Source organism: Acidimicrobiia bacterium, from assembly GCA_041676705.1.
In the GTDB taxonomy this organism is placed as follows: domain Bacteria; phylum Actinomycetota; class Acidimicrobiia; order Acidimicrobiales; family SKKL01; genus Actinomarinicola.
On sequence record JBAYRL010000002.1, the window covers coordinates 235,866 to 258,058 of the forward strand.

General features: G+C 55.4%; 17 protein-coding genes. 9 read left to right on the top strand and 8 right to left on the bottom strand.

The window, feature by feature from the left end:
* Nucleotides 1-138: 138 nt before the first annotated feature.
* Complete coding sequence (locus tag WC184_04555) at nt 139-891, top strand: ABC transporter ATP-binding protein (protein ID MFA7477149.1); 753 nt, start codon at nt 139-141, stop codon at nt 889-891.
* The gene (locus WC184_04560) at nt 891-3,455 is read left to right on the top strand and encodes an FtsX-like permease family protein (protein MFA7477150.1); all 2,565 of its coding nucleotides are present in this window, start codon (nt 891-893) and stop codon (nt 3,453-3,455) included. The genes WC184_04555 and WC184_04560 overlap by 1 nt, the downstream gene beginning before the upstream one ends.
* 129 nt (nt 3,456-3,584) lie before the next feature.
* On the opposite strand, the gene WC184_04565 is transcribed toward WC184_04560, so the two are convergent.
* Nucleotides 3,585-4,403, bottom strand: coding sequence for an MOSC domain-containing protein (locus WC184_04565; protein ID MFA7477151.1), 819 nt, complete (start codon nt 4,401-4,403; stop codon nt 3,585-3,587).
* Between the two features lie 2 nt (nt 4,404-4,405).
* The gene (locus WC184_04570; GenBank protein MFA7477152.1) at nt 4,406-8,953 is read right to left on the bottom strand and encodes a DEAD/DEAH box helicase; all 4,548 of its coding nucleotides are present in this window, start codon (nt 8,951-8,953) and stop codon (nt 4,406-4,408) included.
* A 43-nt stretch (nt 8,954-8,996) separates the two neighbouring features.
* On the opposite strand from WC184_04570, the gene WC184_04575 reads away from it, so the two are divergent.
* Nucleotides 8,997-9,809 carry an HAD family hydrolase gene (locus WC184_04575; protein MFA7477153.1) on the top strand — a complete coding sequence of 271 codons (813 nt, stop codon included), beginning with the start codon at nt 8,997-8,999 and terminating at the stop codon, nt 9,807-9,809.
* Nucleotides 9,810-9,839: 30 nt separating this feature from the next.
* Here the strand turns inward: WC184_04575 and WC184_04580 are convergent, their stop codons facing one another.
* Nucleotides 9,840-11,984: an ATP-binding domain-containing protein gene (locus WC184_04580; GenBank protein ID MFA7477154.1), complete on the bottom strand. Its 2,145-nt coding sequence runs from the start codon at nt 11,982-11,984 to the stop codon at nt 9,840-9,842.
* A gap of 138 nt (nt 11,985-12,122) precedes the next feature.
* Here WC184_04580 and WC184_04585 point away from each other — a divergent pair, with 138 nt between their 5' ends.
* Both WC184_04585 and lnt read left to right on the top strand, forming a co-directional pair.
* Nucleotides 12,123-12,836: a class E sortase gene (locus WC184_04585; GenBank protein ID MFA7477155.1), complete on the top strand. Its 714-nt coding sequence runs from the start codon at nt 12,123-12,125 to the stop codon at nt 12,834-12,836.
* A gap of 25 nt (nt 12,837-12,861) precedes the next feature.
* On the top strand, nt 12,862-14,319 hold the full coding sequence (gene lnt, locus WC184_04590) for an apolipoprotein N-acyltransferase (protein MFA7477156.1): 1,458 nt from the start codon (nt 12,862-12,864) through the stop codon (nt 14,317-14,319).
* Nucleotides 14,320-14,656: 337 nt separating this feature from the next.
* Here the strand turns inward: lnt and WC184_04595 are convergent, their stop codons facing one another.
* The 3 genes from WC184_04595 to WC184_04605 are packed head-to-tail and all read right to left on the bottom strand — an operon-like array spanning nt 14,657 to nt 16,253.
* Nucleotides 14,657-15,394 (bottom strand): hypothetical protein, encoded by a 738-nt coding sequence (locus WC184_04595; GenBank protein MFA7477157.1) that lies wholly within the window; start codon nt 15,392-15,394, stop codon nt 14,657-14,659.
* A complete protein-coding gene (locus WC184_04600; GenBank protein ID MFA7477158.1) occupies nt 15,391-15,741 on the bottom strand; it encodes a hypothetical protein in 351 nt (116 codons plus the stop codon). Before WC184_04600 ends, WC184_04595 begins: the two co-directional genes overlap by 4 nt.
* A complete protein-coding gene (locus WC184_04605) occupies nt 15,738-16,253 on the bottom strand; it encodes an RNA polymerase sigma factor (GenBank protein MFA7477159.1) in 516 nt (171 codons plus the stop codon). Before WC184_04605 ends, WC184_04600 begins: the two co-directional genes overlap by 4 nt.
* A gap of 142 nt (nt 16,254-16,395) precedes the next feature.
* Here WC184_04605 and WC184_04610 point away from each other — a divergent pair, with 142 nt between their 5' ends.
* The 3 genes from WC184_04610 to WC184_04620 are packed head-to-tail and all read left to right on the top strand — an operon-like array spanning nt 16,396 to nt 19,516.
* Nucleotides 16,396-17,655, top strand: coding sequence for a glycosyltransferase family 4 protein (locus tag WC184_04610; protein MFA7477160.1), 1,260 nt, complete (start codon nt 16,396-16,398; stop codon nt 17,653-17,655).
* Nucleotides 17,656-18,393 carry a class I SAM-dependent methyltransferase gene (locus WC184_04615; protein MFA7477161.1) on the top strand — a complete coding sequence of 246 codons (738 nt, stop codon included), beginning with the start codon at nt 17,656-17,658 and terminating at the stop codon, nt 18,391-18,393.
* A complete protein-coding gene (locus tag WC184_04620; GenBank protein MFA7477162.1) occupies nt 18,386-19,516 on the top strand; it encodes a prenyltransferase in 1,131 nt (376 codons plus the stop codon). The genes WC184_04615 and WC184_04620 overlap by 8 nt, the downstream gene beginning before the upstream one ends.
* On the opposite strand, the gene WC184_04625 is transcribed toward WC184_04620, so the two are convergent.
* Both WC184_04625 and WC184_04630 read right to left on the bottom strand, forming a co-directional pair.
* Entirely contained in the window at nt 19,506-20,132 is a 627-nt protein-coding gene (locus WC184_04625; GenBank protein MFA7477163.1) for a class I SAM-dependent methyltransferase, read from the bottom strand. The two genes, WC184_04620 and WC184_04625, sit on opposite strands and share 11 nt — an antisense overlap.
* A 205-nt stretch (nt 20,133-20,337) precedes the next feature.
* Complete coding sequence (locus WC184_04630; protein ID MFA7477164.1) at nt 20,338-20,799, bottom strand: GtrA family protein; 462 nt, start codon at nt 20,797-20,799, stop codon at nt 20,338-20,340.
* A 77-nt stretch (nt 20,800-20,876) separates the two neighbouring features.
* Between WC184_04630 and WC184_04635 the strand changes: the two genes are divergently transcribed.
* Entirely contained in the window at nt 20,877-22,121 is a 1,245-nt protein-coding gene (locus WC184_04635) for a PQQ-dependent sugar dehydrogenase (protein ID MFA7477165.1), read from the top strand.
* The last annotated feature ends 72 nt before the right edge of the window (nt 22,122-22,193 follow it).

The following is a 22,193-nucleotide window of genomic DNA, read 5'->3' on the forward strand; positions in this document are numbered from 1 at the left end:
CATAGATGCCAAGCCCCAAGGTGACTCTGGTCACCTAGGCCTTTAATTCACCGTTACCAGGTCAGGCGCGCCTATCGTTAACCCCTTGGCATTATTAAACTCGCTCAAAGTCATGGTCCATAAGTTCGGAGTTGCCAGGTGACAAGTACAGATGTGTCGACAAAATTTGCTGCTAAAGCAGTAAACGCAACCAAGATCTACGGTTCTGGGGAAACCAAGGTTGTGGCGCTAGACCACATTGATGCCGACTTCGAGCGGGAGCGCTTTACCGCCATCATGGGACCTTCCGGTTCAGGAAAGTCAACCCTAATGCACTGCTTGGCGGGTCTTGACACGCTAACTGAAGGCCAGGTTTTTATTGGCGATATCGATCTTTCATCGCTAAAGGAAAAGCAGCTAACCACCTTGCGTCGTGACAAAGTGGGTTTCATCTTCCAAGCTTTCAACCTGATTCCAACGCTGAGCGCACTAGAGAACATTGTGCTGCCCATGTCTCTAGCCGGGCGCAAGGCAGACCCTGACTGGCTCGACCGGGTAGTGGCGACGGTGGGCTTAGGTGACCGTTTGGGCCATCGTCCGGCAGAACTTTCTGGTGGTCAACAACAGCGGGTGGCAGTCTCTAGGGCCCTAGCAAGTCGGCCCGAAATTATCTTTGCCGACGAACCAACTGGGAACCTCGACTCGAACAGCGGCGGTGAGATTCTTAATTTCATGCGTCAAGCGGTGGACGAATTTAGACAAACCATTGTCATGGTGACCCACGACCCGTTAGCTGCCAGCATCGCCGATCGGGTGGTCTTTTTGGTAGATGGAAAAATTGTCTCGGAGATCCGTCAGCCCACACGTGACCTGATCATCGACCAAATGAAAGATCTTGAGGTACCTAAATAATGCTTCGCACCACACTGAGGTCTTTGTGGTTCTACAAGCGACGCCTTTTATCAACCGCACTAGCGGTGCTCTTAGGGGTTGCTTTTATGAGCGGCACCCTGATTCTAGGTGACACTCTTGACCACTCCATCAAGGCGGTTCTGGGTGAAGCCGACCCCGGCGTCCACGCCCAAATTCGGGGTCCGGTGCTCTTTGACTCTGGTTTTGGTGCCATGCGCGCCAACGTGCCCGCCGACCTGGTTGAAACGGTACGTGACGTACCCGAAGTGGCTTCTGCTTACGGTTACATCCAAACCCAGTCTGGGCGCGTCTTGGGCGCCGACGGCGAAACCTTAGGGGCCGATCAGGGACCGCCAACCATACTCGAGGCGGTTATTCCAGATGCCTCCTTAACAAGCTATGAGTTTGTGACAGGGCGCACCGTTGAAGCCAACGACGAAATGATTCTGAATCGTGGAGCTGCTAAGAACGGCGACCTCCACGTGGGCGACAAAGTCACGGTTATTACCGCTCTCGGCTCGCAAGAGTTCACTTTGGTTGGGACTTATGACATTCGCGGTAAAGCCAGCATCTTGGGTGCCGTAGTCGCCGGTTTCACCACCGAAACGGCCCAACAATTTGCCGGTGTCACCGACGAGTTCGAAACCATTTTGGTTCACGGCCAAGCTGGCACCACCCCAGATGAGCTGGTGTCGATCCTGCAGCACGATCTTGCTTCCGCAGGCGATTTCAATATTCTTACCGGCGAGGCCGCTGCCAAAGAGCGAGCCGATGACCTGAGCCAAGGTTTGTCGTTCTTCACGACCTTCCTCATGATTTTCGCGGTTATTGCGCTTACGGTCGGTGCCTTCATTATTTACAACACCTTCTCAATTTTGGTGGCCCAACGAAGCAAAGAGCTGGCACTGATGCGCGCCATTGGAGCGTCACGACGCCAGGTACTGATGTCGGTACTTCTAGAGGCTTCTTTCATTGGGCTGATTTCGGCATTGGTCGGGTTGCTAGGCGGTATGGGCCTGGCCATGTTGGTGCGACAAGCACTTGATGCTTTCGGAATGGAACTAGCCACCGGTGGAATTACGGTTACCACCTCTACCATCATCACGGCACTTGTCGCCGGGCTAGTGGTGACCTTCTTTTCGGCTTTGGTACCAGCACGCCGTGCTACGCGAGTGGCACCCATCGAAGCGATCCGCGAAATCGAAACCGACTCTTCGACGACTTCAAAACTTCGGGGCGCTCTTGGATTGATTGCTCTGGTGCTGGGTCTACTCTCGATCATCCCGGCCTTCGGTGATGAGCCCGACAACAATGCCTTAATTGGCGTTGGAATTGGTGCGTTACTTTTGCTCTTGAGCCTGATCGTCCTGGGTCCGGCCATCGCCAAACCTATTGCTCAGCTAGCTGGGATACCTTTGGGTGCTACCCGTGGAATTAGTGGTCAGTTAGCCAGCCAAAACGCTGTACGTTCGCCTAAACGTACCTCGTCCACCGCCGCAGCCTTAATGATCGGCGTGGCCTTGGTGGGTTTCATCACCATCTTTGCGCATTCGGCCAAATTCTCGATCGACAAAGAAATCAATCGAGGTCTGAAAGCTGATCTGATTCTTAGCTCGGACGTGTTCGACTTAGGCATCCCGTTGTCGCTCACCGACGAGGTCGCCAGTCTCCCCGAGGTCGCCGAGTTAGCGTCAATTCGCCAAACTTTCGCGCAAGTTCGCACCTCTTCGGGCAAAGAGATCGTCACCTTTGCTTCGGCGATCAACCCCGACAACTTCACTCAGCTCATCAGCACAAAGATGGCTCAGGGGACATTGTCCGATCTGTCGCGCGGCAAGATCGTGGTTGACCGTAGCGTCGCCCGTGACAACGACATTGCCGTTGGCGACACAATTCAGCTCACCTTCCGCTCAGGTTCAACTTCTAAGTACACGGTGAGTGCACTGGGCGACGATCCGTTCCTGCTTGGCATGTTCGTCATCTCGCACGAAGATTGGAACAAGGCGGTACCCGACGCCACCGACAGCATCGTGTTTGTTAAGGCGTCCACCAACAGCTCGGTCTCGGCTTTACAAGACGAAATCGAGGACCTGTTAGAGCCGTATCCGATGGTTGAAGTCGCCAATCGTGATCAGTTCATGGGCAGCATCGTGGCACAGCTTGATTCGGCCTTAAACATTTTGTATGGGCTACTGGCCTTGTCGGTGTTCATTGCTTTGATAGGAATTGCCAACACCTTGGCGCTCTCCATTCATGAACGAACCCGCGAACTAGGCTTGTTGCGTGCCGTGGGCATGAACCGTAGTCAGCTGCGATCGTCAATCCGTTGGGAAGCTGCCATCATCTCAATCATCGGCACACTAGAAGGACTTGTTTACGCTCTGGGCGTAAGTTACGTACTGATCAAGACGCTGAGCACCCAAGGTTTTTCGGTTTATGCGGTGCCCTATATGCGTCTTAGCGTGATCGTGGTGATCTTCGCATTATTAGGGGTGGCAGCTGCAATTCGCCCGGCACGACGAGCTTCAAAGCTGAACGTGTTGGACGCTATCGCCACAGAATAATAGGACCAGATAATAAGACCGCCTAGTCCGACCAGCCGTGGCTAAGTTGCTCGCAACTTGATGATATAGCCATGGCTGGTCGTGGCCTGCTAGCGACCACTAATGGCCACATAGCCGACGTAATCGGATCTAGGCGAAGGTGACTTCATCGCCCACGTTTATGACACCAGCACCGTTGACCGATGCATACGAACCAAGCGACGCAAACGTGCCCAACATAGAGGTCACCCGATTGTTACTAGCCAAAGTACGTAAAACCTCAGGCAGCGAAGCCAAGTCGCCTTGGGCCAAAGTCGGCATCACACAGCGTGGGGTAGGAACTCCAACTTCAATTTGAACCTCACCCAACTTCAGGGTGCGGCCTTCCCATTCATTTTCGATAAACCCAGGGTCAGTGTTGGTATCAATTACCAAACTAGGGCGGAAACGTCGCAGATCGGTACCGGTTTCTGGTACCAGTTCGGCGAGCGCCGCCAGGCTAGCGGTAGTGATGAAGTGTAGTGCTGCCACATCAACAAAAGATGTGCCTTGGCCAGCCAGATTTACCGGAATGTCTACCGAACCTGCCAGCGATAGGCCTTCAATTTCGGGCCAGTCAGAAGCGTAAACACCTTGTTGGGTCTGGGTCGCCAACTCAACCTTTACAGGACGGCCAAACAGTTCGCTTAAGGCCGTTTCTAACTTGGGGTCAACGACTGACCATTCAGACTTATCAGGCAAGGTTACCGTTACTTCACGGCCCACTCCCCGAGCCTGGCAGTTCAGTAGTTCACGCCACAAACTTGGTCGCTTAGCACTGACGATTTTGTCGGTTTCTAGATCGCGCAATGCCCACGTGCGGTCACCGTCAATACCGCCTTCGTCTACCGGTACCGATTGAAGAGCTTCACCTTGCATTGATTTGAAAGGGAATCGGTACAGGTGAGTGATGCGTCCAAGTGAGCTCATGGCTACATTCTGTGCGTTACGGCCAGCGCTCTGCGAACCAAACCGCGATATCCCTCCACAAAACCGGCTTCTAAGAAGCTGTCTCTCAGTGGATGTTCCCCCGCTGGCACACCATCGATTTTGGCGATTTCCAGTTTTCTGAAACGCCCCTTGTCGACTAGTTCACCTAGGGCTTCGATCCACTGCCCATCAGCTTCATCATCAAAAACCAAAATGGAGCGGCCACCTCGTTCTAAGTAGGCCACTGGCCGACCATCTGTGAGAACAACGAACGCGCCCGCACTGCGCGAAGGTCGACCGGCGGAGCCAGGCCAGCTGAGTGAAGCACCATAAGGCGAAGCCGGGTCGGTGGCGGCCAGTACCAGCACCCCCGTGGCAGCATCACGCATGTCACGCAACCGCTCGACCGCGCCGGGCAGCGCAAACTGTGCCGCGCCCAATCCGGCGACGAAGTAGCCACGTCGAATACGTCCACGCTCTTCGAGTTCTTTCAACACCGGATACAAACCAGCAAAACCGCCACTTTGGCCTTCCCCCAACGCAGCTTCTCGCGACAGAACCCCATAACGTTCTAGCAATGCCGAGGCCCGCGCCAAGCCCGCTTCGGCGGCTGAAGTAGGTTCCATTAACAGTGGCGCCACAAGCGACCAGCGCCCAGACGCTCCGGGGGGCCCTAGCCGAGCTAAATGGCCAGCACGTAGTCCACGCCGGCGGGTGCTGGCGGAGGCTGGCTTGGCGGGACGAGTTCCCAACGCTCGAAGCGGAGCGAACGAGTCGTTGGTAATAGAACCATTCCAGACCAAATCCCACAGGGCACTAAGCACAACCTGGTCATCGTAGGGCAACCCGGCCGCAGCCACCGCGGCCACCAGTTCAGGCCAAAATGAGGCACCGGAGCGTTCGAGACACTCGACAATGGCCTGGTGGGTCGCACCAAAATCGTGTGAGCCGGACTGATCTAACAACCAAGCGGTGGCGACACGAGATTCCAATCGGTTCCCCGTGTCATCGTGGTGAGCCTTACCGGCACCGTCGCTGTCTGGATCAGCGATTGTTGGCCAGTCGAAGAGAAGGCGGGCTTGATCACGAAACGCTACGCGGATTCGCCCGTCAGTTGCGCCTAAAGCACCAGCACCAACCCAGAGCAACTCGCCGCTCATAAACAGAAAATCGAGGTCGCTTGGTTGATAGTTGTCGAGTCGACTCGCCAAGACATCGTTTTCAAAGCTTGACACCGGGATTGAGGCGCCTTGCAGCATTGAGAGCACCTCAACCAGGCCATCCATTCCGCTAAAGCCACGGCCTACGCCCTGCCAATCCGGCAAAAAGCGTCCTAGTGCCCGAGCATCGACGGGCTCTACTTCGTTGCGGAGCCGAGCTAGGGAACGACGACGAATTTGGCGTAGAGCATTCGGATCGCACCATTCACGTTCGAAACCTTGGGGTCGAAATTCGCCTCTAAGCAGCGTGCCATTAGCTTCCATTCTTTCCAAAAACGGCTGCACCACCCCCGGTGCCAACCCGAAACGTGAAGCTACCTCGGTGGTGAGAAAAGGTCCGTGAGTTTGCGCATAGCGACCAAGTAATCCACTAAGTGGGTCGGGTACCGACTCGGTGAAAACGCTGGGTAACCCGATGGGCACACTCACCCCGAAGCTGTCGCGTAAACGGCCAGCATCTTGGGTTGAAGCCCACTCGGCAACACCACCGATATTCACCGGGTAGGCCCTTTTCTCACCCTCCAGTATCTGCAGCCATTTATCAACCATCGACTCGTCGGCTTCACAACGCTGACGAATCTCGACTGCGCTCAGAGGACCGAGTGCCACCAACACATCATGAAGCTCGTCAGCATCGCGAGCGACACGGCTAGCACTCCGGCGTTGCAGTAGGTCTTCGACCTCTAGGATCGCTTGTGGATCAAGAAGATCACGTAATTCCTCGGCCCCCAAGAGCTCACGCAACAAATCTTTATCGAGCGATAGGGCGGCTGCTCGGCGCTCTGCCAAAGGAGCGTCGAGCTCGTACATGAACTGGCCTATCCACCCGAACAAGAGTGACTGGGCAAAGGGCGAGGCCGTCGGCGTGTTAACGGCTACCACCCGAACCGAACGGTTCTGTAGACCCCGCAGCACCTCGCGCAATGCTGGTAGGTCAAAGACATCGTTCAAGCATTCCCGGGTAGTTTCGAGAAGAATCGGGAATGTTGGATAAGCCGATGCCACGTTCATTAGATCACTGGCACGCTGGCGTTGTTGCCACAGCGGTGTTCGGCGGTCGGGGCGGCGCTTGGGCAACAACAACGAACGTCCAGCACACTCACGAAATCGTGAGGCGAACAAAGCAGTTTTTGGCAGTTCGGCGGTGACTAGACGATCAATTTCGTCGGGGTCGATGAGCAATTCATCAAGCGGTAAGTCGTCGATAGCTTCAGGTAGCCGAATTGCAATACCGTCATCGCTCCACATGAGGTCGATATTTACGCTCCAGCGTTCTTCCAATCTCGAACGCAACGCGATCGCCCAGGGAGCGTGAACTTGCGCCCCGAAAGGACTGAGCACGCAAACCCGCCAATCGCCGATCTCATCGCGGAAACGTTCGACCACGATGGTTTTGTCGTCGGGCACGGTACCCGTAGCTTCCGCCTGGTCTTTAAAATAGGCCAGCAGATTTGTGGCAGCCCGGTCGTCAAGCCCGTGGGTATCGCGTAGCTCTTCATGAGCCAGGGCCGGTGTCATTGCACGAAGCCGTCTGGTGGTCGCGCCTACGGCCATACCCAGTTCTAAGGGACGCCCTGGCGAATCGCCATGCCAAAACGGCATCCTGCCCACACGGCCAGGCGCTGGCGTCACCACAACTCGTTCGTGGGTGATCTCTTCGATGCGCCAGGTGGTAGCCCCTAACAAGAAAGTTTCCCCAACCCGTGTTTCGTACACCATTTCTTCATCGAGTTCCCCCACCCGGGTGCCATCGGGCAGAAACACTCCGAAGAGCCCCCGGTCGGGGATGGTGCCGGGGTTAGTAACCGCCAGTCGCTGCGCCCCTTTGCGACCTCTGATGGTGCCCTCAACACGGTCCCAAACAATTCGTGGCGAAAGATCAGAGAACTCGTCGGAGGGATAACGACCCGATAGAAGATCGAGCGTGGCATCGAGAATATCGTCACTCAAATCGGCATAAGGTGCGGCACGTCGAATTACCCGGGCCAAATCGGCCGTGGTCCAATCGTCGAGGGCCGCCATGGCAACAATCTGCTGCGCCAAGACGTCGAGAGGATTACGAGGGTAGGTAGTCGCTTCTACCAATCCTTCTTTCATCCTGGCTACCACCACCGCAGCTTCTAAGAGGTCGCCGCGGTGTTTCGGGAAAATACGCCCCCGACTCGCTTCCCCGACCTGGTGCCCGGCTCGACCAACGCGCTGTAAACCTCGCGCTACCGAACCGGGCGACTCAACCTGGATCACAAGATCAACCGCACCCATATCGATGCCCAGCTCGAGAGAGCTGGTAGCGACCAAAGCCTTCAGCTCGCCGCGCTTTAGTTCATCTTCAATGATTAGCCGGCGTTCTTTCGATAAAGACCCATGATGAGCTTTGGCTATTTCATGGCCCGGCATGGGCGCACTGCCATCAGTTTCGCCACCACGGTTCAAACCTTGGGTGGATAGTTCGTTCAAACGCGTCGCCAGTCGCTCGGCAGCACGACGCGCATTCACAAAGATGAGGGTTGAGTGGTGCTCGTTCACCAAGTCGAGCACCGGAGGATGGATGGCGGGCCAAATAGATCGACCGTCGGTATCGGGTTCGGCCATGTCGTCCACTGGTACTACTACCGAAACATCAAGCGTTTTGGTCGATCCCGCGTCAACAACGGTCACGGGTCGCCACTGTCCATCGTTGTTCTTTCCACCTAAGAAACGAGCGATCTCGTCGAGCGGTCGTTGGGTGGCTGAAAGCCCGATTCGCTGTGGTGGTTGGGCGGCAACTTCTTCCAGCCGCTCTAAGGTGAGCGCCAAGTGGGTGCCGCGTTTGGTGGGTGCCATGGCGTGGATCTCATCGATAATCACGGTTTCAACCCCGGCCAAGGTTTCACGGGCGGCCGAGGTCAACATGAGGTACAGCGATTCGGGGGTAGTGATCAAAATGTCGGGCGGGACTCGTACCAGTTGACGACGGATGTTGGCTGGCGTGTCGCCGGTACGTACCCCCACCGTTGGTACATAGCCCGAAATGCCAAGACGCTCGGCCGCAAGGTTGATACCCACCAGTGGTGACGCCAGATTTCGCTCGATATCAACTGCTAAGGCCCGAAGCGGCGAGATGTAAACGATTCGGGTTTGTTTAGCCGAAGTCGCTGGAGGGTTGACGACCATCTGGTTGATACCCCATAGGAAAGCCGCCAAGGTTTTCCCGGAACCGGTAGGTGCCAAGATCAGGGTATGTTCACCGCGCGAGATTGAAGCCCAACCCTGGCTTTGGGCCTGGGTCGGCTGACTAAAGCTAGTTTCAAACCAGCTTGATACCGCTGGTGCGAATGAAGGTAATGGCACGCTTATACGCTAGCTAGACACTGTGACATCTATGGTCGTACCTATGGGTCAAGTGGAATTGTTGGTAACCGACCTCGACGGCACCTTGTGGGAGCTAGCGCACCAGATACACCCGCAAGTGTTGTCAGCCTGGGCAGAAATTGAGCGCCGTGGGTACCCCATTCTAGTAGCCACAGGCAGGCGTCTTGCTTCTGCGCGAACACCCCTCGTAGCCCATGGCCTTACCCCACCAGCAGTGTTGTTAAACGGGGCATTAGCGGTTGATTTAGCCACAAATCGTCATGTTTACCAACGGGGCTTCAGCAACGAAGAAGCAGCTTTAGTGCTCAAAGTTTTCTTGAACGTTGGCATCGAGCCAATCGTTTACGTAGCCGACACAAAATACGATGTCTTCGCGGGCCAAAACCCTTCTACACATCCCGAACATTTGGAACAGTTTGGTTCGGGGTTGGCCCGTGCCCCACTTGACCAAGTGGTCAAAGAATACCCGGTGTTGCATTTCGCGGTGGTCAGTTTGCCTACACCGATAGCACAAAAGGTGGTCGCGGCTCTGAACGATTTTGGTGCAGCTCATCTGATGGCCGAACGTGGCTATAGCGGCGGTTCAACCATCACTGTGGCACCTAGGAACCATTCGAAATGGGATGGCGTATTGGCCATATGTGAAGAACTCGGGGTTGACCCGAATCGGGTAATGGCCATTGGCGATGGCCCGAACGACCTGGAACTGCTCGAAGCGGCCGCCGTAGCTGTTACGCCAGCCGATGCCGACCCATTGGCCCTAGCTATGGCTCATCATGTGGTCCCAACCGCCGCTCGGGGCGGCTGGGCGCAGCTACTCGACCTCTTGCCTTAATACGCTTCCGGCACCAGCCGCCTTGGTGGATTAGCCCGGCTGCAAGAAGTTGGGCAGTTGACCCGAGTGCACAATCGCTAGGCGTTTAGTGGCGCGAGTTAAAGCCACATACAGGGCCCGCAAACCCTGGGCTTCATCTTGTATCACCATGGTTGGTTCCACCACTACAGTGGCGTCAAGCTCCAAACCCTTCACAATTCCAATTGGCACAATGGTTATTTGAGATTCAAGGCCATGTTTACCAGCTCGGCCGTGTTCCACCCCCGCCTCACTAAAGACGCCGGAAATTTCGTCTTGCAGTTGGGCAGGCACAATTACCGCCACGTTGCCTTGGCCTACTTCGGTTACTTCTTCAAGCGTGATTTTTAACACCGTATCGGCCAAGGCTGACCGTTCTTCGGCGTTGATAATTCGTGGTGGGTCACCCTCGGTTCGTATGGAAATTGGCGGTGTGATGACTGGTGCCGCCACCTGCAAAACTTTGGCCGCGAGTTGCATGTTGGGCGCTGGAATTCGGTAACCGACGGTCAATTCTTTGCGCCGGGGCGTGCGCTTGAGTGGCAGCTGTTCAATTATTTCTTCCCAATCGTCGTGAGCCCACGCCCCAGTGGATTGTGCGATGTCGCCCACGATGGTCATGGAACCATTCAAGGAACGGCGTCCAATCATACGCAGCGCCATGGGAGAGAGGTCTTGAGCCTCATCCACAATGATGTGCCCGTAGGTGCGAACCTCGATCGGTTCTTGGCGATTTCGGGGTCCGAGCAATTCGGAAGCCTCGTCCAAGAGCGGCACATCATCGGTGGTCCAAACCACGTCGTTAACCGAAGCGCTCCAAGGACGGTAGAAAGCTTGCCATTCATAGTCGGCAAAGCTTTCCGGTAGCCGTTTACCGAGTCTTGAAACCGCACGTTTACGGACGTCTTTTGGTAAACGACTCTGCGATGCGTTTTTTAGCAAAGCCATAGAGCCAAAAAGATCATGCAAAAGCTGCGCTGGGGAAAGTTTGGGCCACATCCATTCCAGGGCCTCGCGAACTGCCGGATGTCGGCGCAGCCGATCGCGCACAACCGTTGCTTCAGCGGGGGTACGCGAACTTGCTGCTAAAGCCTCGAAAAAGGCTGTCTCGACATAGCGTCGAGCGGGGTTATGAAGCCGGTACCGACGTCGAGCTTCGCGCACAATTCTTTGTGATTCATCGACGCTTAGGCTTAATTTGGTCACCCCATAGCCAACGCTTAGTGGCTCGCGTAGTGGCCGTTGGCGGTCGCGTATGGCCCGCGCGATCAAGCCAGTGGCACGCAAATCTCCCTTAACTCGGGCGACCATGCCCCAATCTGAACCTTGGACCCGCACGTTTTGCACCAGGTCGGCCAAGACCGAAAGCTCAACTCCGGCCTCACCGAGGGAAGGTAAAACCTGTTCGATATAGCCCAAGAAAAGCCGGTTAGGACCAATTACCAACACACCTTGGCCTTCCAACGGAAAGCGATGTTCATACAACAAATAGGCCGCGCGGTGCAGTGCCACCACTGTCTTACCGGTACCTGGGCCGCCTTGCACCACCAGAATTCCGGGCAATTCAGATCGAATAATTTCGTCTTGCTCGCCTTGAATGGTGCCCACAATGTCGCCCAGGTGCCCTGAACGCGACGATTCAAGAGCAGTAATTAGGGCGCCATAGCCAGTGATACCCAGGCTTTCGCCACGACCAGCCAACACAGCTTCGGTGTTACCGAATAGCTCGTCTTCGATTCCCAGCAGCACCCGCCCTCGCGTGGCAAAATGGCGTCGACGCGACAACCCCAGGGGCGCTTTCGGGGTGGCACGATAAAACGCTTCAGCAATTGGGGCTCGCCAGTCAACTACCAAAGCTTCCCGATGAGGACCAGAAACAGCTACCCGTCCGATATAGAATGAGTCGTCGCCCGAGTTCTGGTCGTGGTCGATTCGACCAAAAACCAGTGCCGCATCACCTACATCAAGCTGAGCTAGCCGGGTGGCGATGTTGCCGTGGATTACTTCTCGTTCCCAGCGCGCTTGTTCGGTGCCACCTTTTCCCACCTCAACCATGTTTTTTAGCCGAATAGCCGAGGCTCGTGCCGCTTCGAGTGCATCATAAGCTTTGTTTATATAGGCTTGTTCAGCTTGCAGTTCTGGGTGAGAAGGGGCCATCGCGCTCTTTCACGAAATGCCGAAATGAGAGGGTTAACCATTCTACGTTCATTGCCGCACAAATCCCCCTAAGAACACTCACTTCCGCACCGATGTATCCTGTTAGACCTGATATCAAGTGCAGCCCCGTAGTGGGTCGTGAGCGATAGAGATGATCGCATGCCCCCAACACTCCTCAATCGCATCCATCTAAAGCAACACTCCCGTCGGGTTGTGATTGCGCTGGTTACCGCTGTTTTAACCGTGGCTTTGACGGCTTCTTGTAGCTCGGAACCCACCGCTCAAGCCGAGCCGCCAGAAGCGAACCCGATTCTGTTGGCAGAGCCCGCTCCACCCACCACTACCACTACCGTTGCCGAGCCTGCGCTCCCACCTCTACCGGTACCGGAATTATTACCGCTTGAGCCCTACACCACGGATGAAATTCCAACGGTGGGACGCTTGTCGATTCCCGCGATTGGGCTCGACCAGCCTCTACAAGTAGGTATGACGTTGTCGGCGATCAACTTGGGGCCTAGCGTTTGGCCCGGTACCGCAGCACCAGGCCAGCTAGGAAACCTGGTAATCGCTGGTCATCGCACCACCTATTCCCGCCCATTCTTCGATCTTGATCTGGTTGAAGAAGGCACCGAAATGAACATTGAGACTGCTAACGGGGAAACTTTCACTTATGTAGCCACTGGCACCCAAATCGTCAATGAAGACGAGGTCTGGATAGCCGACCAAACCTATGGTTACACGGCGACTACCTTTGCTTGTCATCCAAAAGGTTCGTCTCGTCAACGTATCGTGGTGTTTTGGCAACTCCTAGACCAAGAAGGAAACCCGGTTCCGGCGCTGGATGCTTCATAAGTCAAAAACTCGACAACCCTTTAGCGTGGCCTTGGTTTGTATCTTGGCCGGGGCGGCCATTCTCAGTTCGCTACCGCCGTTTGGCTGGTGGCCGCTAGGCATTTTGGGTTTCGCTCTATTAGACGATCTGATTGCGAACACTCGGGCCCGGCAACGCTTCTTCCGCACCTGGCTGGTGGCCTTAACTTGGCTGAGCATGGGCATGATCTGGATGTGGGACATGACCGCACCGGGATACATGATCGCTGCTGTGCTCTATTCGGCCTATTTCGGAGTAGCCGCCATTTTCGTGCCCGGTGGCGCGGTGCGGCGCGTGGCTTTGCCAGGCGCTGTGGTCTTAGCCGAAGCGTTGCGGTGGTCGTGGCCCTTTGGGGGTGTGCCCTTGGCAACGGTGGCCCATGGCCAGGTGGGCGGACCGCTGGCTTCGGTGGTACGTCTAGGTGGCCCATTGGTGCTGGTGGCGATCACAGTAATTTGTGGTCAGGCGGTGGCATCGCTTGCACGTCGAGAACGTTTGGCGGCCTTCATCGGTTTCAGCATCGTTCTATTTACCCTCGGAATAGCCCAGTTGGTGCCAGGTACCAAAACCATTGGGGCGTTGGAAGTGGCCATTGTGCAAGGCGGTGGACCCCAGCGCACCCGGGCTCAGGCCTCCGATGCTGAGGTGGTTTTCAACCGCCATCTGGAAGCTGCCGCCGCTATTGTCGACCCAGTCGATCTAATTGTGCTTCCCGAAAACGTTGTGCACGTGGACGACAATTTCCCTGAAACCCATGAAGCCGCCGCCTTGGGAGAACTAGCCCGTAAACACAACGCTCCGGTAATCGTGGGGGTCGTCGAGTCAACCTCTGGCCCAACTTGGAAGAACGCTGTTTTTGTTATTGATACTGCCGGTGAGGTGACCGACCGGTACGACAAAGTGCGGCGGGTACCATTCGGCGAGTTTGTGCCTCTGCGCACCATCATCGAAATGTTTTCGGGCGCGGTACCCGCTAAAGACGCTGCCATTGGGCAAACGCCAGCGTTAGTCACCGCAGCCGGGGTGCCTTTGGCTTCGCCTATTTCGTGGGAAGTGTTCTTTGCAGGACGAGCGCGTGAGGGGGTTCAGTTGGGGGCCGAAGCCATTGTGAATCCCACCAACGGGTCCTCCTACTGGTTGAGTTTCGTACAAAGCCAACAGATCGCTTCGTCTCGTTTGCGTGCTCTAGAAAATGACCGTTGGGTCATCCAGGCTGCTCCTACTGGGTTCTCAGCGTTGATCGCGCCGAATGGCCATGTGGTTGAGCGAAGCGCCATAAGTGAGCAAAAGGTGATTCAGGGATCGATCGAGCGGCGCGTGGGGCAAACCTGGGCCTCTCGGATGGGCGACCTGCCAGCAATTGCTGTGGCCATGGCAGCAATATTGGTAGCCAACTTATTAAAAAACATGGATCAAAGCGGAGTTCGCAACTTGCTCATGGCCCGGCCGAAAACAGCGGCCTAGCCGAAAGGCCACTATCGTAAAGGCCACAATCAGGCCACCAAAACTAGAATTGCTGGTGGTCACAGATATTGAGACCACCAGCAATTGTTAGGAACGGGAGTCCAATCCTTTCCTAAGACCTGGGGCCAACGCTTAATATCTTCCAACTAATAGCTTCCAACGCACTGGAATTTCGTTGCTTTGGCCCAGTGCCTATACAACGCTCCAACTTCCCAGAAAGTCGCGTTTAAAGTCAGGAAATTTTGAAATGAGGCTTTCTGACAAGTTCTCCACCGAGTGCCGGAGGCTTAGAACACTGACCAGACTCTCAGGCCGCACCGTAGTTTTAAACTGGCCGCTAGCCCTTCAACACCCGAGGAGCACTGTTCATGGCTTGGGTATTTGGTAGGTGACGGACCACGCCTTCGCGCTCCAAAACCTCAACACTTCCCGGGTGCATTGCCAACACTGTTCCTACCAGTGAACGGTCAGGACCCAATTCAAACTCGACCCGGTCACCGGGGCGCAAAATACGCGCCAGATATCGGCCCGCCGCCAGCTCTTGGGCCACATGCTGTCCGCCTAAACCCACCAGCAAAGCAGCTGCGGTTACAACCCCAAAAACCAATGCCGATACGGCTAACACCAGTAACAAGGTGTCCACACCAACCTGAGCCAAAGCCACAATCACTGCGGCCGCAGTAATAGCGGTTCTAACCAACAATCCAGCCTGTGACCGCAAGCGAGAGTATCCGCCAACCAGTCCCTGGCTAAGGGCGGCACCAGCGGCCAACGCCAAGGCCCTACCACCAACTAAAATTAGGGCCGCTGCAATATAGGCGGGTAGTTGGTCGGCAAACCACCGCGGCAAGTCTTCAAATGACTCTTCGTCCAGCACCGAACTGGCTAGCACCAAGCCCAAGACGGTGAGCACAACGAAAAATGATATGGCCATCGCTCTTGCTGAATCGTGGTACAGCCGATCGACATCACGGTCCTTGGTCAAGATGCGATAAATCAAACTGGCACCCACCAGGCCAGCCACAACCCCCACCGCCACCAAGGCAATAGCTGCCGCCCACAGATCATCCATCATTGTTCCCCTTCAATATTTCCGTCATTCGAGGTGTTCAAAATCACATCCAACATGCTCCACGGCAAGGCAAAGAGTTCGAGAAATCCCGAAAGGGCTTCTTGGTTTGCAATTCGATTTCGTAGTTGCCCTTGGTCTGCGATTATCGCTGTTTCTGGCTGGCTACGCGCCTGCGACAAGGCATTCGTCGCCGCCACATCTAGTTTGGAAAGATGGTCTAAGCGGTCTAAGCACACTTCGCAGCGCAACAAATGTTGCCCAACCCGGCCTGGTCGCTCAGTTTCAAGCCAAAGGCTCAACGCCTCATCGTTCGGATGGCTTGATTGTGGGGATGGATCTGGACCGCTCATTTCCACTCTTCCAGAATCGTTTGCAATTTACGGCGAGCTCGGAACAGTCGGGTTTTAACCGTTGGTAGTGGCAGGTTTAGCACTTCTGAAATCTCCTCGTAGCTCAAATCTGATATCTCACGCATCACTACAATCGAACGTGTTTGCGGATCAAGGCTCTCTAGCGCTGCCCAGAACCGCTCTACCGCCACTCGGTCATTCACCACGTCAGCCGTCGACCTATCAGAAGTGGCCACATTGGTGAGCGATTCTGGTGCCATTGGTTCGTCACGACGCTTGCGCAACATGGAGATAGCTTGGTTTCGGGCGACTTTTAGCAACCAGGCCCGAGGTACGTCACCCTCTGGCCAACGGTCCATTGAACCCCAAGCCCGAAGCAACGTTTCTTGAACAACATCGTTCGCTAGGGCTTCATCACTCACAATCGAACGTGCCAGACGGTAAATATCAGTGCCGAACTGCTCAATTAGGCGCGCAAGTATCACATTGGCGTCACTAAATGGCAGCGCCACAGGTGATTCATGATCGGTTCGATTAACAGGGTCTTTGGTGATCGGTTTTCTTATCGGTCGCTCGTGGTAACAACTTAGGCCCTATACCGATGTACAGGTGCTACTTGACCACAGCGTTCTTGGACATAAGTCTTATTACCTCATGTCTGATGCCCAGTCTCCGTTACGTATAGCCCTACTCGCCTATCGGGGTAAGCCCCACGTCGGTGGCCAGGGCGTATATATCCGCCATCTTTCCAAAGCCTTGGTTGACCTTGGGCACCACGTAGAAGTGTTGGGAGGCCAGCCCTACCCCGAGCTCGATCCACGAGTTCCTCTGGTGGAGCTCCCAAGCCTCGACATTTACAACGACCATTTTCCGATGCGTTTGCCAGGGCCGTGGGAGATTAAGGGTTTGGGTGACCTAGTTGAAGTCACCAATTTCATGTCAGGCAGTTTTCCCGAACCTCTAGCTTTTAGTGTGCGCGCCGCTCAACATCTACGTCGCCGTACTGGTGAGTTCGATCTGGTACACGACAACCAATCTCTGGGTTATGGGCTATTGGCCATTGAAAAAATGGGGCTGCCGGTGCTCGGAACAATTCACCACCCCATCACAGTTGACCGGCGTTTAGAGATGGAACATGCTCGCAACGTTTGGACCCGTTTCTCCAAGTCGCGTTGGTACGCCTTCACCAAGATGCAAACTCGGGTGGCTTCTAAGCTCACCCGCATCATCACTGTTTCTGAGTCTTCCTTTGGCGACATCACCAAAGACCACGACGTCGACCCCGCACGGCTTCATGTAGTACCAGTTGGCGTTGACCCCGAATTGTTTAGGCCACTGCCGCACGTGCAACGAGTGCCGGGTCGACTTATCACCACTGCTTCGGCCGATGTGACCATGAAGGGTTTACGTTATTTGCTGGAAGCTTTGGCCGAATTACGAAAAACCCGAGATGTATCGCTTGTGGTTATTGGCAAGCCTAAACCGGGCGGACCTTCTGCTCACACCATCGATGAACTCGGCTTAACCGAGCACGTCACCTTTATTAGCGGGGTGCCCGATCAGCGAATTGTTGAACTTTACGCCGAAGCCGAGCTAGCCGTGGTGCCATCTTTATATGAAGGTTTCTCACTACCGGCCATTGAGGCTATGGCCAGTGGCGTGCCACTGGTAGCGACTACCGGCGGCGCGCTGCCCGAAGTTACCGGCGCGGCTGGCGAAACGTGTTTCCAAGTGGAACCCGGCAATTCAGTGGCTTTGGCGGCAGAGATAGCTCGGGCTTTAGATTCACCCGAAGCACGTGACCGTATTGGTGCTGCCGGACGTGATCGAGTTATAGAACGTTGGAGTTGGCGACACACAGCGGAAGCAACTGTGGAACAATACAGGGCGCTTCTAGAGGAATGGCCACGGTAGATGTTAACGGTTAGATATGAAGAACTGGGTTTGAACCCAGGTGAACGTTTGTTGGACTTGGGTTGCGGTTTCGGGCGGCACGCTTTTGAAGGCTTGCGGCAAGGGGCGACGGTGGTGGCATTCGACTACGCCTTGGAAGAGCTGAAACAGGTTCGAGCTACTTACGGTGCCATGTATGAGGCAGGCGAGGTCCCAACTGGCGCAACCGCCGGGGCGGTGCGAGGTGATGCCCACCGACTACCGTTCCCCGATGCTTGTTTCGACCGGGTGATCGCTTCGGAAGTAATTGAACATCTGCCCGACGATTCTTTGGCGGTTCGCGAACTGGCCCGGGTGCTACGACCCGGTGGCACCATTGCCATTACGGTGCCCGCCCGGTTCCCCGAAACTGTGTGTTGGAAACTTTCTGAGGAATACCACGCCCCAATTGCGGTTGGCGGACACCTTCGTATTTACCCCAAAAAGCAAATTACCAACATGATGGAAAACGCTGGGCTAGCTCCGTATCGATCACATAAAGCCCACGCTTTGCACAGTCCGTATTGGTGGTTGAAATGTGCCGTGGGGCCCACGAACGACGAGAATCAGGCTGTTAAGGCCTACCACAAGCTCTTAACCTGGGACATTATGAAGGCCCCTGCGATCACACGTCGCAGTGAACAGATCCTGAACCCGCTCTTGGGTAAAAGCATTGCAGTTTATGCACGCAAACCAGTGAAGGAGAACGCGGGTGGGTAACGCTTCAATAACGGCCCCTGAGGTGGCGGGTCTCATTACCTCTGCCGAGGTAAAAGCTACAGCCGAAGCCATCGCGGAATGGCAACTACCCAGTGGCATGATCCCCTGGACGCCGAACGGCCAGGCCGACGCTTGGAACCACACTGAAGCCGCGATGGCACTGTCGCGGGTAGGGCTAATATCCGAAGCCGAAGCCGCCTACAGCTGGCTGGAAGCCATGCAACGGCCCGACGGTTCTTGGCATCAGTATTATCTGCCTGACCGGGTGAAGCATCACAAGCTTGATGCCAACGTGTGTGCCTATGTGGCGGCCGGGGTTTGGTACCACTACGCCCTAACCAATGACCGTGGTTTCTTAGAAACTATGTGGCGTGTGGTCGAGCCCGCCATCGACTTCGTACTCGATTTGCAAACCCAACGGGGCGAAATTCTCTGGGCCCGTCACACCGATGGCACCCCCTGGCCTTTCGCCTTGCTCACCGGATCATCGAGCATTGCTCACAGTATTCGCTGTGCCATTTCTATTGCCCATGAACTAGGCCATGAACGACCGGATTGGGAACTTTCCGCGGCACGATTGGCCCATGTTATCCGCAGCATTCCCGAAGCTTTTGAACCTAAAGAACGCTGGGCCATGGACTGGTATTACCCGGTGTTAGCAGGCGTAGTTACTGGTGAAGCAGCCCGGCAACATTTGGCGCAACGCTACGACCAGTTTGTGATGGAGGGTAAGGGCATCCGTTGTGTGCACGACCGTCCGTGGATCACGGTGGCTGAAACCTGTGAAGGCACCATGGCACACCTCGCGGCTGGTGAGTTTGAAAAAGCTCGCGAGCTTTTCAGCTGGATTGCTTCCCAACGTACCGCCGATGGCCGCTACTGGACCGGTACCGTGTACCCCGACGAGGAGCGTTTCCCCGCCGCCGAACAAAGCACCTATACCGCAGCCGCCGTGGTGCTAGCAGCAGACGCTTTAGACGGCACGAGCGCCGCTTCAACCATGTTCACTACCAATGAGGTCATTGCTTCTTTGGTGGAGTTCGAATCGGTGGAATCTATCGAATCGGGCGACACTTCGGGGCCGACTAAGACCGTGGAGTCGATCGCTGAAGCTACTGATTAGGCTTAATACGTTTTAACACCCGCAACGAGCCCGTAACTGAAATTTCGTGAAAAGCACCCGAGTTGATGGCTCGTAAGTAAATCTCATAGGGCGGACGGCCACCGTCCTTGGGGTTCGGGAAGACGTCGTGGATGGCAAGTGTTCCGCCTATGGCCACATGGGGTACCCAGGTTTCATAATCGCGATGAGCCGGTTCGGTGCCGTGGCCGCCATCGATAAACAGGAACCCTAACTGGGTCGTCCAGTATCGGCCCACGGTGGGAGAATCACCCACTATCGCCACCACAAAGGGCTCTAGTTCGGCCTGGTAAAGGGTGCGGCGGAACGTGGGTAAGGTGTCGAGCTTGTTAATAGTGTCGTCGACCAAGTCGGGTTCGTGCCATTCCCAGCCCACCTGGTTTTCTTCGGATCCCCGGTGATGATCGAGAGCAAAAAGCACGGTTTGGCGTTCTTTGGCGGCTGTGCCCAGATAAATGGCCGATTTTCCGCAGTAACTGCCAATTTCTAAGAATGGACCGGCCTCGGCTTCAACCGCAGCTTGATAAAGCGCCAAACCTTCGTCGGTGGGCATAAAACCACGGGCCGCTTCGGCAGCTTGGCGTGCGGCTTCGGGCATTTCGTTGCTCCGGCGTGCGCTTTCCGGCTTGGGTGAGACAGCTTCACGAGGCGGTGAGGTTGTCTGGGAAGTTGATGTTGTCGAAGTAGCGGAGGAGCTTGTGTCGGACACTATATGAACGATTCTTTCTTTGGCGGTTGCCCTTTGGTGTTTGTCCTTGGGTAATTAGCCTTTGGTAATTGCCCTTTGGTGATGGCAACCAGTTTTAGAGTTCGGTTGCCAGGCCAGTTGAAGTTTCGGTATTGCCAAACATCAGCTTGTCCAAGAACATGTATTTGCCAACCCACAACACGCCAAAAGCCGCGATGTTGGTGCCGCTAAGAACAAGTTGGCTATCCCACCAGCGGGTCACAACACCAACCGCAACGGTAGAGAGAATGAGGCCCAATAGCGACACACCCCAAAAGGGCAACACTTCACGGCGGAGGCTGTGCTGGCCGCTTTTTTGCCAGACCCAACGACGATTCAGAATATAGGCGGGCACCGAGGCCCCGGTCACAGCAAAGAAGTTGGAAGCCGCCCCACCCCAGTTGAAACCTTGGTAGGCGAGCACCAACAGAATCTGGGTCACCACAATGCCGACCACCGAAACCGAAGCGTATTTAAGCGCTCGCAAACCATGAGCGCGCTGCAAGTCGCGGAATCGTTCAAAAGAAGCGGTGGTCATCGGCGATGATCGTACTAGGCCTAGCATTAAGTGCTACTAGTCATTCGGCCTATTCTGGTTGAAGCCAGGGGAATCTTATGGTTAACAGGAGTGTTCTCAAGAGTTTTGCATTGTTTTTGGCCCTGTTATTGGCGACGGTTGGCTGTAGTAGCTCAAACTCGCACGAAAGCGATGCTAGCTCTACCAGCACTTCGTTACCGGGGTCAGAAACGGTTCAACCCGACACCAACGGCGACCGCGGAAACAACAACAGCGAGGCTCCGGGCGAAAGCACGAATGGGAATGACGACCTAGCCGGTGAACTGGCGGAACTCTCGTTGCAATTAACACCAGTGGCAGAGCTTGAGGCCCCAATTGCAATGGCAGCGTTACCGGGTGAAGCCTCAATGTACGTGGCTGAACGAGGTGGCACGGTACGAAAACTAGAGCTGCAAAACGCCGAGGTAAGCGTGGGTGAACCTTTAATAGCGGTGGAGACCACTACCGGTTCCGAACGAGGCTTGTTGGGCTTGGCGTTAAGCCCTAATGGCCAACAGATTTACTTGAGCTACACCGACTTGAACGGCAACACGGTGGTGGAAGGGTACGACCTTGACGACACTGGGGTCGATCAGACCTCTAAACGCCAAATTTTTGAGGCAGAGCAGCCGTTTTCCAACCATAACGGCGGACATTTAGCTTTCGGGCCCGATAGTGCCTTGTATTTGGGTTTGGGTGACGGAGGTAGCGGTGGCGACCCCCACAACAACGCCCAAGACCCGAAATCGGTGTTGGGTAGCATCATTCGTTTCGATCCCGAGACTTTAGAACCGGCTATTTGGGCCATTGGCCTGCGTAATCCGTGGCGATTTGCTTGGGATTTCTCAACCGACGATTTGTGGGTGGCCGATGTGGGCCAAGACGCCATTGAAGAAATCTCGGTGCTTCGAGGCGACATGCTTCCTCAATTTCGTTTACCCGAGGCTCTGATACCCAACTTCGGCTGGCCTATTTTTGAAGGACATGAGCCCTACGACGGGGGCGAAGAACCAATGGGTTACATTCCGCCGGTTTACACCTATAAACACGGCCCCGGCTGTTCCGTGGTTGGGGGTTATGTTTATCGAGGAACGGCCATTCCGGCGCTCGACGGTGCCTATTTGTATAGCGACTACTGCGACCCCAGCATTTCGGCTTTAGTTCGTAGTGCCAATGGAGACGGTTATGAAGCCGTGGCTCTTGGGCTTGAGGTTCCAGGCGGGCAGGTATCTTCTTTTGGTGAAGGTCCCAACGGCGAGCTGTACGTGATGTCGTTAGCGGGCGGCATTTACCGCGTTGAGTGAGCTACGGCATGCCACGGCTAACGCCCTGCACAGCGCCATCGTGGTGAGGTGCTCGGACACGCATCAAACGAG